Below are 14,480 nucleotides of genomic sequence, written 5' to 3' on the forward strand. Positions count from 1 at the left end.
TGTGTTGTCTATTTATTTTTTTGCCGACGCGAAGTCATGCTCGATCGTGCCGGTTTTGCTCTTGCCTGAGTCCAGGTCGATCGAATGATCCGGAAAACTCGGATTGACGAGGCGGACCTTGTGTTTGCCGGCCGGTAGTACCAGTCGTTTCATCGGCGGGCTGACGCCTTTTTCGCGGCCGTTCACGTATACGGTTCCCCATGGCTTGATCGCCAGTTTGTAGGTCACCATCTCGACGACCGGCGCCGCCGGCTTCGCTTCCGGCGCTGGCCGCGCAGGTTCGGCCGCCGGCGTCACTTTCGGTTCCTCCGACGCGGCAGCGACCAGCGCGACGGCGGCAGGCGCGGATGCTGCCGGCGCCTGATCCTGCGCCAACGGCTTGACCGGAGCCTCGATGGCGGGCGCCGACGCAGCCGGCGCCGCCGTATGCGGCAGCGCAATCATGATCGTATCGTCGGCGGTGCTGTGCACCAGTGCATACAGGCCGCTGCCGGCCACCAGCACCAGTGCGGCGGCGGCGGCGATCAGTTGCCAGCGCTTTTTGCCGACCAGCGGCACGTTCGCCGTGGCCGGAATCGGCGCGGCGCTCGCCGGCGCCGCTGCCGGCGGGGCGACCGGCATGGCGATCACAGTTTCGTCCGCATCTTGCGCGTCCGGGCGCGCGGCGGGCGCGGCGCGCTGGGTGGCGCCGGGCGCACGCACCGGCGGCGGCGGCCCGAGCGACACGATGCCGAGCAGGTCGCGAAATTGGTCGATCGTCTGCGGCCGGTCTTGCGACAGCACGGCCAGGCCCTTGTCGATGGCGGCCAGGAACGCGGCGCTGTAGCCTTCCGGCGCCACTAGCGCCAGCGGCGTCACCGGATCCTTGATCATGCGCGCGATCGAACTTGGCGGCGCCTGCTTGACGACGGCGAAGTACATCACCGCGGCGAGCGCATAAATGTCGGTGAACTGTCCCTGTTCGAGCGAGGCGTCGCCGGCGTACTGTTCCACCGGCGCGTAACCGGGCTTGAGGATCACCGTCAGGCCCTTGGTCATGTCGCCGATGATCTGGCGCGCCGAGCCGAAGTCGAGCAGCACGGCGTCGCCGTTTCCCTGCACGATGATGTTGTCCGGCGAGACGTCGCGGTGCACGATCTGCATCGTGTACAGCATCTCGAGCGCCTGCAGGATCTGGCGCAGGATCTTGCGGCACCAGGCTTCGTCGACCAGCTCCGGGCTGGCGGCGACGATGTCCTTGATGGTGCGGCCCTGGTAGTACTGCATCGCCGTGTAGGCGGTGCGGTTCTGCTCCCAGAAGCGGTACACCTTGACGAGCGACGGATGGTCGAACTGGGCCAGAAAGCGCGCCTCGTTGATGAAGCTTTTCAGGCCCAGCTTGAACGTTTCCTGATGCCGTTCGGCGCGCAGCGACACGCCGCGGTCGCCGCCGCGCATCGCCAGCGCGCCTGGCATGTATTCCTTGATCGCCACCGTGCGCTGCAGCGAATGGTCATAGGCGATGTAGACGATGCCGAAGCCGCCTTCGCCAAGTACGCCGGTGATTTCGAAATCGGACAGGCGGGTGCCGATCGGCAGGCAGTTCTCCGAACCGCTGCCCGCTGCCACGCCGTCCTCGCCAACCGGGACTGATGTCGTCATGTCGCTGCTTCCTGCTGGTGCACGCGGATCGCGTACACCGAATAATTATCGCGTACCTTGCCGGCCGCCTTGACGGCGCTGTCGGCAATCGCGCACATCGCCGCCAGCCAGTCCTCGCTGCGCGCGCTCGTTGCCAGGGCTTGTTCCATCTCGTTCTCCTGCACCCATTCCCACAGGCCGTCGCTGCAAACGAGCAGCGCGTCGCCGGCTTCGAGCGCGATGGCTCCGTCGCTGACGGCCACCGGGACCTCGCCTTCGGCGCCTACCGCGGCGACCAGGATGTGGCGCTGCGGGTGCACGCGCAACTGGTCGGCGCTGGCGTAGCCGGCCTCGATCAGCTGCTGCGTCAGGCTATGGTCCTTCGTCACCGCCAGCATGCGGCCGGCGCGAAACAGGTAGATGCGGGTGTCGCCAAGGTGGGCCCACACGGCGCTGGCGGCGTGTTCGTCGACCAGCAGCGCGGCGACCGTCGAACTCATGTCGGCCAGCTCGGCGTCGGCAGCCCTGGCGTGGGCGACGCTGTCGATCGACTTGCCGACATACGCCTGCAGCGCGGCCGCGCCGAACGCCGGCGCCGCGCCGAATGCACCGAGCACGGCGTCGGCGACCAGGCGCGAGGCCACTTCGCCGCCGTGGTGGCCGCCGGTACCGTCGGCCACCACGAAGCAGGTCAGCGCGCCGTTGCGCGCCGCGCCCATCGCGTCCTGGTTGGTCGCGCGCATGCCGATGTCACTGGCCTGCGCCCACGACAGCTTCACCACGGCGCCGCTAGTCATGCTGGGCCTCATCGTCGGTGCGCTCGACTTCCTGTTCGTAGGCGGCCAAAAAAGCGGCGCCGAACAGGGTCTTGAACTGGTCTTGCGCTTCGCCGGCGATGGCGCCGTATTCGCGTTCGTATTGCCGCCAGAGGGCGGCGGTGCGGCGCGACGGCGCCAGCTTGTCGATCAGGCCGGGCGCCGGCAGCGCCGCCGCCAGCCGGTCCGGGTCGAGCCGGTCCATCACCGCCTGCATGCTGGCGCGGGTGCCGGCGACGACGCCCATCTGGTGGCCGCGCAGGTCGTGCCAGGCGTCGTCGAGCGACTCGAGCGGCTCCATGAAGCCGGGCATTTTCTTGCGCAGCATCTGGGTCAGCACGGTCTGGCTGTCGGGGAAAAACTTCAGCGGGTTGTTGTTGCGCACCAACACCATCGTGACGTCGGCCTTCGCTTCCTGCTTGACCAGCGAGCGCAGTGCCAGCAGGTCGATCGCTCCCTGCAGCGACTTGGCCATCAATTTGCCCAGCAGCTCCATCAGTTCCGGCGTCAGTTCGGCCGAAATCGCGTCGGCCGAAATGCCGGCGCCGCGCAGGAAAGCCTGCTTTAGCGCCAGCGCTTCCGGCGACTCGAGCCCGGTAGCTGGGGCGGCCGGGTCTGGTGCGGCAGGGGTAGGCATTGTCATTATTGTCAGGCGCGAGGACGCCTTATGTTTATCTACAGCAATAATGCCAGATTCGGCCGGATCGTGCACGCGCAAACGTGCACTGCCGGCCGCCTGCGCCGCTGTCTGTTGCGCCCGGTCAGGCCTCGATGAAGCGCATCTTGAAGCTGCGGCCCTTGATGTTGCCGAAGTCGCGGCCGAGCTGATTGCCGGCATTCAGGCGCGTGAATGCCTGCTCGGCGATATGGCGGTCGAGCGCCACATAGGTCTGGAACTCGGTGACGTTGATCTTGCCGACCTGTTCCTTGAGCAGGCCGGCGTCGCCGGTCAGGGCGCCGAGCAGGTCGCCCGGGCGCAGCTTGTCCTTCTTGCCGCCCATGATGCATAGCGTGACCATCGGCGCCGGCGCCGCTTCCAGTTCGGCGCCTTCGAGTTCCTTCAGGTCGTGCCAGCTGACCTTGGCGCCCTGGTAGTCCTCGATCAGGCGCACCCATTTCTTCTCGTTCGGCGCGCACAGCGACAGCGCCAGGCCCGATTCGCCGGCGCGGCCGGTGCGTCCGACGCGGTGGATGTGCACCTCGGTGTCTTTCGACACGTCGACGTTGATCACCGCGCCCAGGTTGGCGATATCGAGGCCGCGCGCGGCGACGTCGGTTGCCACCAGCACCGAGCAGCTGCGGTTGGCGAACAGCACTAGGATCTCGTCGCGTTCGCGCTGTTCCAGTTCGCCGTACAAGGCCAGCGCCGAGAAACCCTGGCTGCGCAGTTCGGCCGCCAGCTCGCGGCAGTGCACCTTGGTGTTACAGAATGCCAGCGTCGACACCGGCTTGAAATGCTTCAGCAGCATGCCGACAGCGGCGTCGCGCTCGTCGAAGCCGACTTCATAGAAGCGCTGCTCGATCTGGCTGGCGTCGTGCTGCGCCTCGACCTTGATCTCGACCGGGTCGCGCAAGAACAATTCGGTGGCGCGGCGGATGTCGTCCGGGTAGGTCGCCGAGAACAGCAAGGTCTGGCGCCGCGCCGGGCAGGCGCTGACGATGCCGGCAATCTCGTCGTAGAAGCCCATGTCGGTCATGCGGTCCGCCTCGTCGAGCACCAGGGTCTGCACGTTCGACAGATTCAAGGTGCCGCGCCCGAGGTGGTCGCGGATCCGGCCGGGCGTGCCGACGACGATGTGGGCGCCGTGTTCGAGCGACGCCATTTGCGGGCGCATCGGCGCGCCGCCGGTCAGGGTCAGGATCTTGATGTTGCCTTCGCCGCGGGCGAGCCGGCGCAGTTCATTCGCCACCTGGTCGGCCAGCTCGCGCGTCGGGCACATCACCAGACCCTGGATGGCGAACCAGGCGGGATTGAGCTTGTGCAGGATGCCGATGCCGAACGCCGCGGTCTTGCCGCTGCCGGTCTTGGCTTGCGCGATCAGGTCGCGCCCGTGCAGCACCGGCGGCAGGCTCTGGGCCTGGATCGTCGTCATCTCGGTGTAGCCGAGCGTGTCGAGATTGGCCAGCAGGGAAGGCGCGAGCGGCAGCGTGGAAAAGGCATTGGGATTCATGGACGGGCCGATCGAAGGTTACGGGGGAAAGCGTGCTGCGACAGCCAGTCTAGCAGGAGGCGGCCCACACCGGCAGCCCGGTCAGGTCGAGGCCTTCGTCGCGGCGCCATACCGGCAGGCCGCTGGCATCGGTGTCGTCGAGCAGTTCGAGCTGGTGCTGGCGGATGCCGGCGATGCGGCTGCGTGGGGCGCGTTTGGCGGGTGCACCGGCCATGTCCGGCGAGACCGGCGGCAAATCGGCGTCGAAGCCTACCAGGTCCAACGTCGCGTTGTCTTTTTTGTCTCTCATGGCGCTCGTTGCAGCTGCGTTTCCTGCCGCACGTGTCGTAAAACGCGCCGCAGAAAACAAAAGCCCGGCTGCAAGAGTCGGGCTCGATGTTTAAAACAAGTGTTTGGTTGCGGGGACAGGATTTGAACCTGTGACCTTCGGGTTATGAGCCCGACGAGCTGCCAGACTGCTCCACCCCGCAAGACAGATTATACGGACAATCGGCCGCTTGCGCAATGGGCAGTATTTTCTATCGTGTAGACAGCCGCCACAGCGACGTTACTTCGGCCGCGCGGGCCATATGCAGCGGGTCGGTTACGTCGCTGGCGCGCGGATGGGTAGGGCGCACGTCGTGGCGCTCGAGCACGGCCAGGCCGGCCGCGTCGATCATCGCCATCAGCTCGTCGCGCGGGCGCAGGCCCAGGTGCTCGGCCAGGTCCGACAGGATCAGCCAGCCTTCGCCGCCGGGGGCGAGGTGGTCGGCCAGGCCGTTCAGGAAGCCTTTCAGCATGCGGCTGTCCGGATCGTAAATCGCCGCTTCGATCGATGAGCTGGGCCGGCCCGGCAGCCACGGCGGATTGCAGACGATCAGCGGCGCGCGCCCGTCCGGGAACAGGTCGGCCTGGATCACCTCGACGTGGGGATCATAGCCGAGCCGGTGGATGTTGTCGCGCGCGCACGACAGCGCCCGCTGGTCCATGTCGGTGGCGATTACTTTGGTCACGCCGCGCTTGGCCAGCAGCGCGGCCAGCACGCCGGTACCGGCGCCGATGTCGAAAGCGAGGCTGGCGGAGGCCGCCAGCGGTGCGTTGGCGACCAGGTCGACGTATTCGCCGCGGATGGGCGAGAACACGCCGTAGTGAGGGTGGATGCGCGCGCCCAGCGCCGCAATCTCGACGCCGTTCTTGCGCCACTCATGGGCGCCGATCAGGCCAAGCAGCTCGCGCAGCGACGCCACGAACGGCTGGTCCGCGCGTCCATACGCTTCGTTGCAGGCCTGCTCGACGTCGGGCGCGCGGCGCAGTGGGATGGTGTAGTCGGCGTCGAACGGGATCAGCAGCATCGCCAGCGTGCGGGCGCGCTGCGACTGCGCCTGGCGATGCAGGTGAAATGCTTCGGCCGGGGTGGCGGGCGCTTTCGGCGCCTTGGCGCGCTTGCCTTTGTCTCCCTTGTGGTCGGCGCGCCGCGCCAGCGCCTGCAGCAGCTGACGCCCGTTCTGGAAGTCGCCGCGCCACAGCAGCGCGGTGCCTTCGCAGGCCAGGCAATAGGCCAGGTCGGCCGGCGTCTGGTCGTTGGCGATCACGACTTTTTTCGGCGCCGGCATGCCGCTTTCGGAGCGCCACAGCGCCGAGCGTTCGACATCGCCCTCGCTCCAGTGGATGCGGGCAGGCGCGCCGGTGGCGGGAAGGTCGGACATGGCGGGGCAATCGAAATGACAATGCCGCCATTATAGGCGCTGCGACCCGGGCGTGGCCCGGGGTCAGGCTCAGGCGCTGGTGACGGTGCTGCTGGCGGCCGGCTCGCTGTACGAAGCCAGTGCGCGATTGCGTTCGACGGTGGAGGCGAGCGGATTATCCTGCGGTGCGCGCGGCGCCAGCAGCGCGGCGGTGTTCACCAGGCGGATCAGGCGCAGCGACAGGTTGCCCTTGTTGCCGTCGTTTTTGCCGGAATCGACCGATACTTCCAGCTCGCGGCCGAGCAGTTTGAACAGGTCGGACAGGCTACCGGGGAATTTCACTTCGGGCAGCTGCTTGCCGGTCAGCGCCGCCATCGGCTGCGACTCGGCCGGCGCCTGCTCGGCGCTGCGCGTTTGCTGGCTCGTCGCCGTGATCGACGCCTCGTACCTGACTTCGATGTCGAAATCGAAGACCTGGCCGTCGTTGGTGGTGATCTGGCCGCGGCCGATGAACGACGAACTGTCGTGAAACTGCAGCGCTGCCGTGTCGACGCTGCCGCTGGCGTTCTCGAAGTGTTCGACCGAGGTGCTCAGGCTGGTGTCGGCCGTCAGGCTGATGGCGCTGAAATTGAAGGTGGCGCCCTTGGCTGCATCGCCAAACAGGCTCTCGGCAAACTTGGTGAGGAAGTTTTGCGCTACATCAATGGTCCGGTCGCCCAGCTTGGCCACGCGTGCGTTCAGCGCCTCCTGCGACAGGTTGACGTTGTTCGATGACAGCGCCACCGGTTCTACCACTGGCAGCCTGGCGGGGATTTTGCCGCTCGCCGACGCTTGCTGCGCCACTGTGCTTTCCTGCTGGGCAGGCTTGAACAGCGGCGATTGGATCGGGCGTGAGCCCAGTGCGGATAGATTGGACATGATGGTTAGCCTGCATCTAGTTGATGAGCGTATACAGGGTAACGGCCGACGTCCGGTTTACTTTAGCTGTTTATTTGATACTTTTAATGATGATGCATCCATCCATCGTCGTTTGCTTGCAGATACGACTCGACGGCGGCCTTGTTGCCGGTCGCATGGCGCTTGACTTCGCCGCAGGCGCAGATGCCCTGGTAGGGCTGGATATGCGAGCAGGCGGACACCTTCTGCAGAAAGACTTTGACGGCCTTCGAGCAGTGGGCACACTTGAAAGTGAGGATGCGGGCTGGTTTCAACATAAGAGAAAGGGTAAGTGGGTAGAGCGCCATTTTATCAAACCGAGGTCACAAACCGGGGTCAGGCCTGAAATTCGGACATTTTCGCGGGCTCAGGTCTGACACCGAATGTCAGACCTGACCCCAGCTTTTATTGGAGGGGCGGCTGCTATTGGACCGTGACGCTGCTGCTGCCGCCGCCGCCCGGCTGCACCATGATCTTCGTGGCGATCCGCTCCGTCATCTCCTGCACGTGCGAGATGACGCCGACCTTGCGGCCCATCGACTGCAGCCCGTCCAGCGCGTCCATCGCGATGCGCAGCGTATCGCTGTCAAGGCTGCCGAAGCCCTCGTCGATGAACAAAGACTCGACGCGCACCCGGTTCGACGACAGCGACGCCAAGCCAAGCGCCAGCGCCAGCGACACCAGGAAGGACTCGCCGCCCGACAGCGAATTGACGCCGCGCACCTCGCCGCCCATGTCCTGGTCACGCACCATCAGGCCAAGCGACGGGCCGCCATTGCTGACGATCCGCTCCAGCCGGTAGCGCTTGGCCAGCTCCGCCAGGTGGTTGTTGGCGTACCCCAGCAGTACGTCGAGCGTGAACTGCTGGGCGTAATTGCGAAATTTCTTGCCGTCCTGCGATCCGATCAGCTCGGACAGCTTGCCCCAGCGCCGTTCGGCCACCTGCTGCGTGTCGATTTCGGCCAGCACCGCCGCGCCGATCGCGCGGCGCGCGTCGTCCTGCGCCGCAGCAAGCCGCAGGCCGGCCGCCAGGTCGTGCGCCGCCTTGCGCTCCGCCAGCACCACCGCCAGCGCCGCGGCCACCGGATCGGCGCCCGCTTCGGCGCCCGCTTCGGCGTCGGCCGGCGCGCTCACTTGATGCTGCTCGCGCCGGGCGCGGCGCTCGGCGAGCACCGTCGCCGCGCGCGCCACGGCGGCATCGAACGCGTCGATGGCGGCCCGCTCGAGGGCGATGGCGTCCGGCGTCACCGCTAGCAGCGCCGCCAGGCTGTCGATCGGGCCGAGCGCCGGATGGCGCACAGGGAACGCTTCGAGCCATGCGCTCACCCGTGCCGCGGCGGCATCGACCGCGGCGGCGATTGATTCCCGCCGCTGCGTGTTTTGCGCCAAGGCTTCGCGTACGCGCACCACTTCCTGGCCGGCCCGCACGCCGGCATCCTGCTGCTGCGCCAGCGCGGCTCTCGCCGTGTCGATGGCGCCGGCCAGCGCCAGTTCGACGCCGCGCACCGGAGCGCCTCCCCACAACTGACCGCGCTCACGCCGCATGGCGCCGGTCTCAAGATCGATGCGGGCAAATTCAGCCTGTGCGGCAGCTTCGATGCGGCGCGCCTGCTCGAGCCACAGGCGCGCGGCGTCGTGCTCCGCTGCCAGCTTACCCAGGGCCAGCGTGCGTTTTGCCTGCTGGGCCGATTGTTCGTTCCATTGCTGCGCCTCGGTTTCGCGCGCGCTGCGAAAGCGCGCAGGCGCCGCCTGCCATCGGGCCTGCCAGTCGCCTTCGAACGCGCCATCGAGTTCCTCCAGCAAAGCTGCCAGCGCAAGCCCCGCCTGCTCGCGCCGGTCGGTGAGCGCGTTCAGTTCATTGGCCGCGTCGACCAGCTGGCTGCGCGTCGCTACTGCCGCCGCCTGCAATCGTGCGTGGCCGGCGGCGGCCTTGTCGCAGCTGGTCTGCGCGCCATCCCTGGCGCGCGCGGCGTCGCGCGCCGCTTGTTCGCGCACGTCCAACAGCGCCGATTGATCTCTCAGCGCGGCGAGCTGGCCGCCAAACCACGCGGCGCGCTGGTCTTCGGCCTGCGCCTCGGCGGCAACGGGGTGCGCCTGCCAGCGATCGGCCAGCTGCGCCGCGCGCGCTGCAAGAGCCGCCGCGTCAAGCGCCTGCGCCGACAGCTGGGTCGCTGCCGAATCGGCGCCGACGCGCTGCGTGGCCTGCTGCGCCAGATTCTCGCGCAGCAGCTTGTGGCAGCGCTGTACTTCAGCGCGCAGCGTTGCCAGCAGGGCGTGCAGGCGCACATCCTGGTGCTGGTACGGGTGTTCGGCACTGCCGCATACGGGGCACGGTTCGTCGTCGACGAGTTGGGCGCGCAAGTCTTCGACGCTGTCGGCACAGGCCAGTTCGGCCGCGCTCAGCGAGCGTTCCGCTTGTTCGACGGCGGCCGCGCATGGCGCCGCGAGTGCAAGCGCCGCCGCCAGCGCCGCCTCGGCAGCGTCCTTCAGCGCGACCAGCCGCGCGCCTTGTTCGGTGACTTGCTGCAGGCGCTCGCGCGTGGCCGACAGGTCGCTCCAGATCCTTTCGCCGCCGCCAAGCGATTCGCGGCGGGCATTGACCAGGCCGCGTTCGGCGCGCATCTGGTCGGCGTCGAAAGCGGCCAGCGCGCCGATGGCTCGCTGGCGCGCATCTTCCGCCTCCGCCAGCGATGTCGTCGCGCTCTCCGCTTTGGCGCGCGCTTCGGCGTCGGCCTCGCCGGCCCGCTCCGCTGTTTGCTGCGCCGTCGCCAGGGCAGTGGCCAGCGTGGCCTGATTCGCCGCGCCCTGGCCGGCTTGGGCCAGCAGCTTGTCCCAGCGTGGCCACTGTGCGGCAAGAATCTCGAACTGCCGATGCGCCGCCAGCCATGTGTCTCCGGCGTCGCGCGCGGCGCGCGTTTCGTCAAGCTGCGCAGTCTTTGCCGCCAGCGCGTCCTGTGCCAGCACCACGTCGCGCTGCGCCGCATCACGCGCGGACACGGTCTGCACGTGCGCCGGCGCTTGCGTGGAAATCGCTGCATCGAGGGCCTTGGCGCGGTCAAGCTGCGGCACGGCCGCGCGTTGCGCCTGCTCGGCGTCGGCGAGCGCGCCGGCGGCGGCGGTGGACGCAAGCGCCGCTTGCTCTTGCGCCGCGATGGCGCCCTGCAAGGCGGTTACGCCCGCCGTCAGCGCCGCTTGAAGCGCCTGCTGTTCGGCCGCCAGCCGTTCGCTGTCGGCCACCAGCGCGCGCGCCGGCTGCACCGCATCGAGCGTGGCCAGCGCGGTTCTCCGCCCGGCTGCCGTTGCCGCGTTGTCGGCCGCCGCGGTCATATCGGCGTCGGCCTGCGCTTCGTGCTGACGCAGCCTGGCCGCATCCTGATGCCAGCGCAGGTTGCGCTCGAGTAGCTCCCTGCGCTCGTCGATGGCGGCCAGCGCCACGTCTGCGGCGGCGCGCTGTTCGTCCAGCGCGCCGCGCTCCTCGGCCGCCAGCGGCGTCTGGTCCTTCAGACGCGCCGCCAGCTGCGCGGTGAGGTTTTGTTCGATCCGGTAGCGCTCATGCGCGCGCTTCGAGATGTCGCTGTAGATCGCGCTTCCTGTCAGCGTCTCGAGCAGCGCGCCGCGTTCGTTTTCCTCGGTTTTGAGGAAGGCCGAAAATTCGTTCTGCGCCAGTAGCACCGCGCGCGTGAACTGCTCGAACGACAGGCCGATGCGCTGGACGATTTCGGCCTGCACTTCGGTCTTGGTGCCGCCCAGCGCGGCCATCTCTGGCAGCCGGTGCAGCGTCATGGCGGAGCTTTGCAGCACGCCGCTGGCCCTCCGGTGCGCGCGCCGCACGCTCCAGTTGGCGCGGTAACGGCCACCGTCGTTGCCGACGAAGTCGACTTCGGCCACCGCTTCGGCCGCGCCGCGCCGCAGCAGCGAGCGCGGATCCTGCGCCGTCACCGTTTCAGCGCCGACGTCAGGCAGCTGGCTGCCGACGCCGCGCCTGAGCAAGCGCGGCGTGGCGTCGTACAGTGCCAGGCACAGCGCATCGAGCAGGGTGCTCTTGCCGGCGCCGGTCGGCCCGCTGATGGCAAACAGGCCCGACGATGCCAGCGGCTCCTGTTCGAAGTCGACCGCGAATTCGCCGGCCAGCGAGGCCAGGTTCTTGCCGCTGATTTTAAGGATCCTCATGGCGCGCTTTCGGCGCCGGCGGCCAGCACCAGTTCGGCAAAAGCGCTTTGCTGGTCCGTCGGCGCTTCCTCGCCATACCGTTGCAGGTACAGGCGGCGGAAGATGTCGTCCGGCTGCATCTGCGCCAACTGGTCAAGCGTCATCGCCACCGTCTCCGGCGCCACTGTCTTCTGGCGGCGGGTCGGTTCGATCTTGGCCAGGCGTACCGGCTTGCCGGCCAGCGCCGCCTCGATGCGCCCGCGCAGGCCCGGCTCGGGCGCGTCGAGCAGTACCCGCACTTCGATGAACGGCTGCGCCGTCGGCGCCAGATCGGCATCGAACGCCAGCGACGCCAGCGCGGCCAGCGCTTCTTCCAGCGGCGCCGGCTGCGGCGGCACGCGCAGCAACTGCACCGCGCGTGGCACCATCAGCGGCGTCACTTCGCGCGCGACGCCATCGGCCAGGTCGATACGCAGCACCTGGTGCTGGTAGCCGACTTCAGCGAACGACAGCGGAATCGGGCTGCCGCAATAGCGGATGTGCTCCTTCTGGCCGACCCGCTGCGCCAGGTGCAGGTGGCCCAGCGCGACGTAGGCGATCGACGCATCGAACATGGTCGCCGGCAGCGCCTCGGTGCCGCCGATGACGATGCGCCGCTCCGAGTCGAGCGAGGCCTGGCCGTCCACCATGTGGCAGTGGCCCATCGCCAGGATCGCCTGGCCGGGCAGGCGGCGCGCCTGCGCCAGCGCGTACGCCTGCTGATAAAGCTTGGCGATGCCATGCGAGTAAGGGTCGAGCGGCGCCTCGCCGTCGGCGGCGGCGACGCGCGGCAGGTCGCCTGGGCGCAGGAAAGGGATCGCCACGCACCACGCGGCCACGGCGCCGTGCTTGTCGTGCAGCGGCACCAGCATGCGCTCCATGTCGATCTCGCCGTCCGCATTGCGCATGACGTGCCCGATCACCACCGTGCCGTGCGCTTCGAGCAGCGGTCCGGGCGCCTCCAGCCGTCCGGGCGAATCGTGGTTGCCCGCGATGAGGACGATGTCGAGCCGCGGCGCGCGGGCGCGGGCCTGCTGCAGGAAGCGATATAGCTGCTTCTGCGCGCCGGCCGACGGATTGGCGGTGTCGAACACGTCGCCCGAGATCAGCAGCGCGTCGGCCTGTTCGGCGACGATGCTGTCGAGCAGCCAGTCGAGGAAGCACTGGTGCTCGTGCGAACGGTCGAAATTGTGGAGGGTCTGGCCGAGGTGCCAGTCGGAGGTGTGCAACAGCCGCATGAGGTCGCTTAAGTTCGGAAAACAATCGCTTACTATAACGCAGAGTTCATCGGCCGCGCCGCGGCCGGATCTTCATTAGAATGCGTGCATGACCGAACTGACATTGACTCCCGCTGCCGCGCGCGCGCTGCACCTGGCCGCGCAGGGGATGCTGCAGCCGCGCCGCGCCAAGGCCGTCAAAGAAGACGTGATCGCGGCAATCCGCACGATGGGCGTGCTGCAGATCGACACCATCAGCGTCGTCGCGCGCAGTCCCTACCTGGTGCTGTGGAGCCGGCTGGGCGACTACGACCCGGCCTGGCTCGACGAGCACCTGGCCGAAGGGCGCCTGTTCGAATATTGGGCGCACGAAGCGTGCTTCGTGCCGATCGAAAGAGCGAGAGGCGCTCGCTCGAAGCGCTGTTCACGGCCGGCCAGCTGATGATCGCGCGGCGCCACAACTTCCAGCGCGTGTACGACCTGGCAGAGCGCGTGCACCCGGAATGGCACGACAGGCGCCTGGCGCCACTGGCCGACACGCGCCGCGAGCTGGTGCTGCAAGCGGTGAAGGCGCTCGGCGTATGCAAGGCGGCGTGGATTGCCGACTATCACCGCACGCGCCGGTCGCATCCCGACCCGGCGCAGCTGGCCGGCGAGGGCGCGCTGCTGCGCGCCAGCGTGACCGGCTGGGATGCGCCTGTACACATACATCCGGATCATCGTGAGCTGGCGCAGCGCGCGGCGGCAGCGGACTTGAGCGCCAGCGTGACGACGCTGCTGTCGCCTTCGACCCGATCGTCTGGGACCGCCGGCGCGCGCTCGAACTGGCCGCACTGCTGCGTTGCGCGCGCTGGCACGGCTGCCCACAGGTGATGCTGACGCAGGCGAGCCCGGCCGCTTTTGGCGTGCAACTGCAAGATGCGCTGGCTGAACATGGCGCTTGTTGAAGGCGCACTTCTTATTGGCATGGCGCAACATGCTTACGCCTTGTCAAGCCTCCAAGTTTGCGCTAGATCAAACACGGACCTGTCGACCATCTTTACACTCATTCATTCGGGCTGATGAGAAAAGCAACTCTCTCCAAGCCGGTTTCAACCACCACATTCCTCGCCGAAGCATTGGCTCCCACCTGGCGAGCCGGCGTCGCGCTGGGCAAAAGGAGAACGAATGCTAACTGCAACATACACGCTGGTTGCCCTGTCGGTCGAGCAAGCAAGCGTCCGCATAAGTCTGCAGTCCCTACAAAAAGTGCTTTATAACAATTTCGTTCAACAGCGCGCGCTGACCCCTGGCCAGGTAGATTATGCGTGTGACGCGCTGCGCCGCCTGTACGACACTTGCCATTGGCGCAAGATTGAAAAATTCCTGATTCCGGCCATCCACCGCGCCACCCACGAAGCGGACCAGCTGCTCGCCGAGCTCGACCATCTCAACAGCGCGGCCGCCGAGGCGATGGGCGAAATCGCCGAACGGTTTGCCGGCTTGTCGGTCGACTCGGCCGACCGTGTCGCCGACTTTTGCGCCGCCGTCGACACGTTCTGCAATTCCTTGCTGCAGCGCCTGGCGCGCGAAGAGCAGGAACTGTTCCCCGTTGCCCGCACCGTCATCTCGGGCGAAGCGTGGTTCTCGATCGCTAACAAGATGCTGGCCCACGAAGCCTACATGCAGGAAACCAAGCCGCGTCCGGGCCCGGTCGCACCGATCGCGCGTGGCCGCCTGGCCAGCCAGCGCGCCAACCGCGTTACGCTGACGCACTGAGTTTCGCAAACTTCTCCGCTGCGCGCCCGGCCGGGCGCGTGCCGGCCACGCCTCCCGCCAGATTCCCTGAACGCATCATCGGCCTACACGGCGGCCGAATCGCCGCTTATC

The 14,480-nt window shown here is 67.7% G+C and carries 11 protein-coding genes, 1 tRNA gene and 2 pseudogenes; 3 read left to right on the forward strand and 11 right to left on the reverse strand.

Annotated elements, in window-relative coordinates:
• Positions 1–12 precede the first annotated feature (12 nt).
• From ACP7DD_RS00600 to ACP7DD_RS00650, 11 genes are all read right to left on the reverse strand, one after another.
• Positions 13–1,641 (reverse strand): protein kinase domain-containing protein, encoded by a 1,629-nt coding sequence (locus tag ACP7DD_RS00600; protein ID WP_426172743.1) that lies wholly within the window; start codon positions 1,639–1,641, stop codon positions 13–15.
• Positions 1,638–2,417, reverse strand: coding sequence for a PP2C family protein-serine/threonine phosphatase (locus ACP7DD_RS00605; RefSeq protein WP_426172744.1), 780 nt, complete (start codon positions 2,415–2,417; stop codon positions 1,638–1,640). The genes ACP7DD_RS00600 and ACP7DD_RS00605 overlap by 4 nt, the downstream gene beginning before the upstream one ends.
• The gene (gene tagH / locus ACP7DD_RS00610; protein WP_426172746.1) at positions 2,410–3,273 is read right to left on the reverse strand and encodes a type VI secretion system-associated FHA domain protein TagH; all 864 of its coding nucleotides are present in this window, start codon (positions 3,271–3,273) and stop codon (positions 2,410–2,412) included. The genes ACP7DD_RS00605 and tagH overlap by 8 nt, the downstream gene beginning before the upstream one ends.
• Positions 3,197–4,606, reverse strand: coding sequence for an ATP-dependent RNA helicase DbpA (gene dbpA, locus ACP7DD_RS00615; protein ID WP_426172747.1), 1,410 nt, complete (start codon positions 4,604–4,606; stop codon positions 3,197–3,199). Before dbpA ends, tagH begins: the two co-directional genes overlap by 77 nt.
• 49 nt (positions 4,607–4,655) lie before the next feature.
• Positions 4,656–4,895: a hypothetical protein gene (locus ACP7DD_RS00620; protein ID WP_426172748.1), complete on the reverse strand. Its 240-nt coding sequence runs from the start codon at positions 4,893–4,895 to the stop codon at positions 4,656–4,658.
• Between the two features lie 104 nt (positions 4,896–4,999).
• Positions 5,000–5,076 (reverse strand) — tRNA-Met (locus tag ACP7DD_RS00625).
• Positions 5,077–5,124: 48 nt separating this feature from the next.
• Positions 5,125–6,291 carry a methyltransferase gene (locus tag ACP7DD_RS00630; RefSeq protein WP_426172749.1) on the reverse strand — a complete coding sequence of 389 codons (1,167 nt, stop codon included), beginning with the start codon at positions 6,289–6,291 and terminating at the stop codon, positions 5,125–5,127.
• Between the two features lie 69 nt (positions 6,292–6,360).
• Positions 6,361–7,188: a hypothetical protein gene (locus ACP7DD_RS00635; protein ID WP_426172750.1), complete on the reverse strand. Its 828-nt coding sequence runs from the start codon at positions 7,186–7,188 to the stop codon at positions 6,361–6,363.
• A gap of 83 nt (positions 7,189–7,271) precedes the next feature.
• Positions 7,272–7,484 (reverse strand): hypothetical protein, encoded by a 213-nt coding sequence (locus ACP7DD_RS00640; RefSeq protein WP_426172751.1) that lies wholly within the window; start codon positions 7,482–7,484, stop codon positions 7,272–7,274.
• 145 nt (positions 7,485–7,629) lie between these two features.
• Positions 7,630–11,376 (reverse strand): AAA family ATPase, encoded by a 3,747-nt coding sequence (locus tag ACP7DD_RS00645; protein ID WP_426172752.1) that lies wholly within the window; start codon positions 11,374–11,376, stop codon positions 7,630–7,632.
• Positions 11,373–12,632, reverse strand: a complete 1,260-nt coding sequence (locus tag ACP7DD_RS00650; protein WP_426172753.1) for an exonuclease SbcCD subunit D C-terminal domain-containing protein — start codon at positions 12,630–12,632, stop codon at positions 11,373–11,375. The genes ACP7DD_RS00645 and ACP7DD_RS00650 overlap by 4 nt, the downstream gene beginning before the upstream one ends.
• Before the next feature lie 88 nt (positions 12,633–12,720).
• On the opposite strand from ACP7DD_RS00650, the pseudogene ACP7DD_RS00655 reads away from it, so the two are divergent.
• The 3 genes and pseudogenes from ACP7DD_RS00655 to ACP7DD_RS00665 all read left to right on the forward strand — a co-directional run.
• Positions 12,721–12,963 (forward strand): annotated as a pseudogene (locus ACP7DD_RS00655) (DNA glycosylase AlkZ-like family protein); the annotation flags it as partial.
• A pseudogene (locus ACP7DD_RS00660) lies at positions 12,858–13,484 on the forward strand (DNA glycosylase AlkZ-like family protein); the annotation flags it as partial. The pseudogenes ACP7DD_RS00655 and ACP7DD_RS00660, both read left to right, overlap by 106 nt.
• A 294-nt stretch (positions 13,485–13,778) precedes the next feature.
• Complete coding sequence (locus ACP7DD_RS00665) at positions 13,779–14,369, forward strand: hemerythrin domain-containing protein (protein WP_426172755.1); 591 nt, start codon at positions 13,779–13,781, stop codon at positions 14,367–14,369.
• Positions 14,370–14,480 lie beyond the last annotated feature (111 nt).

The organism is Massilia sp. TWR1-2-2 (genome assembly GCF_049897565.1).
GTDB lineage: Bacteria > Pseudomonadota > Gammaproteobacteria > Burkholderiales > Burkholderiaceae_D > JAFCUW01.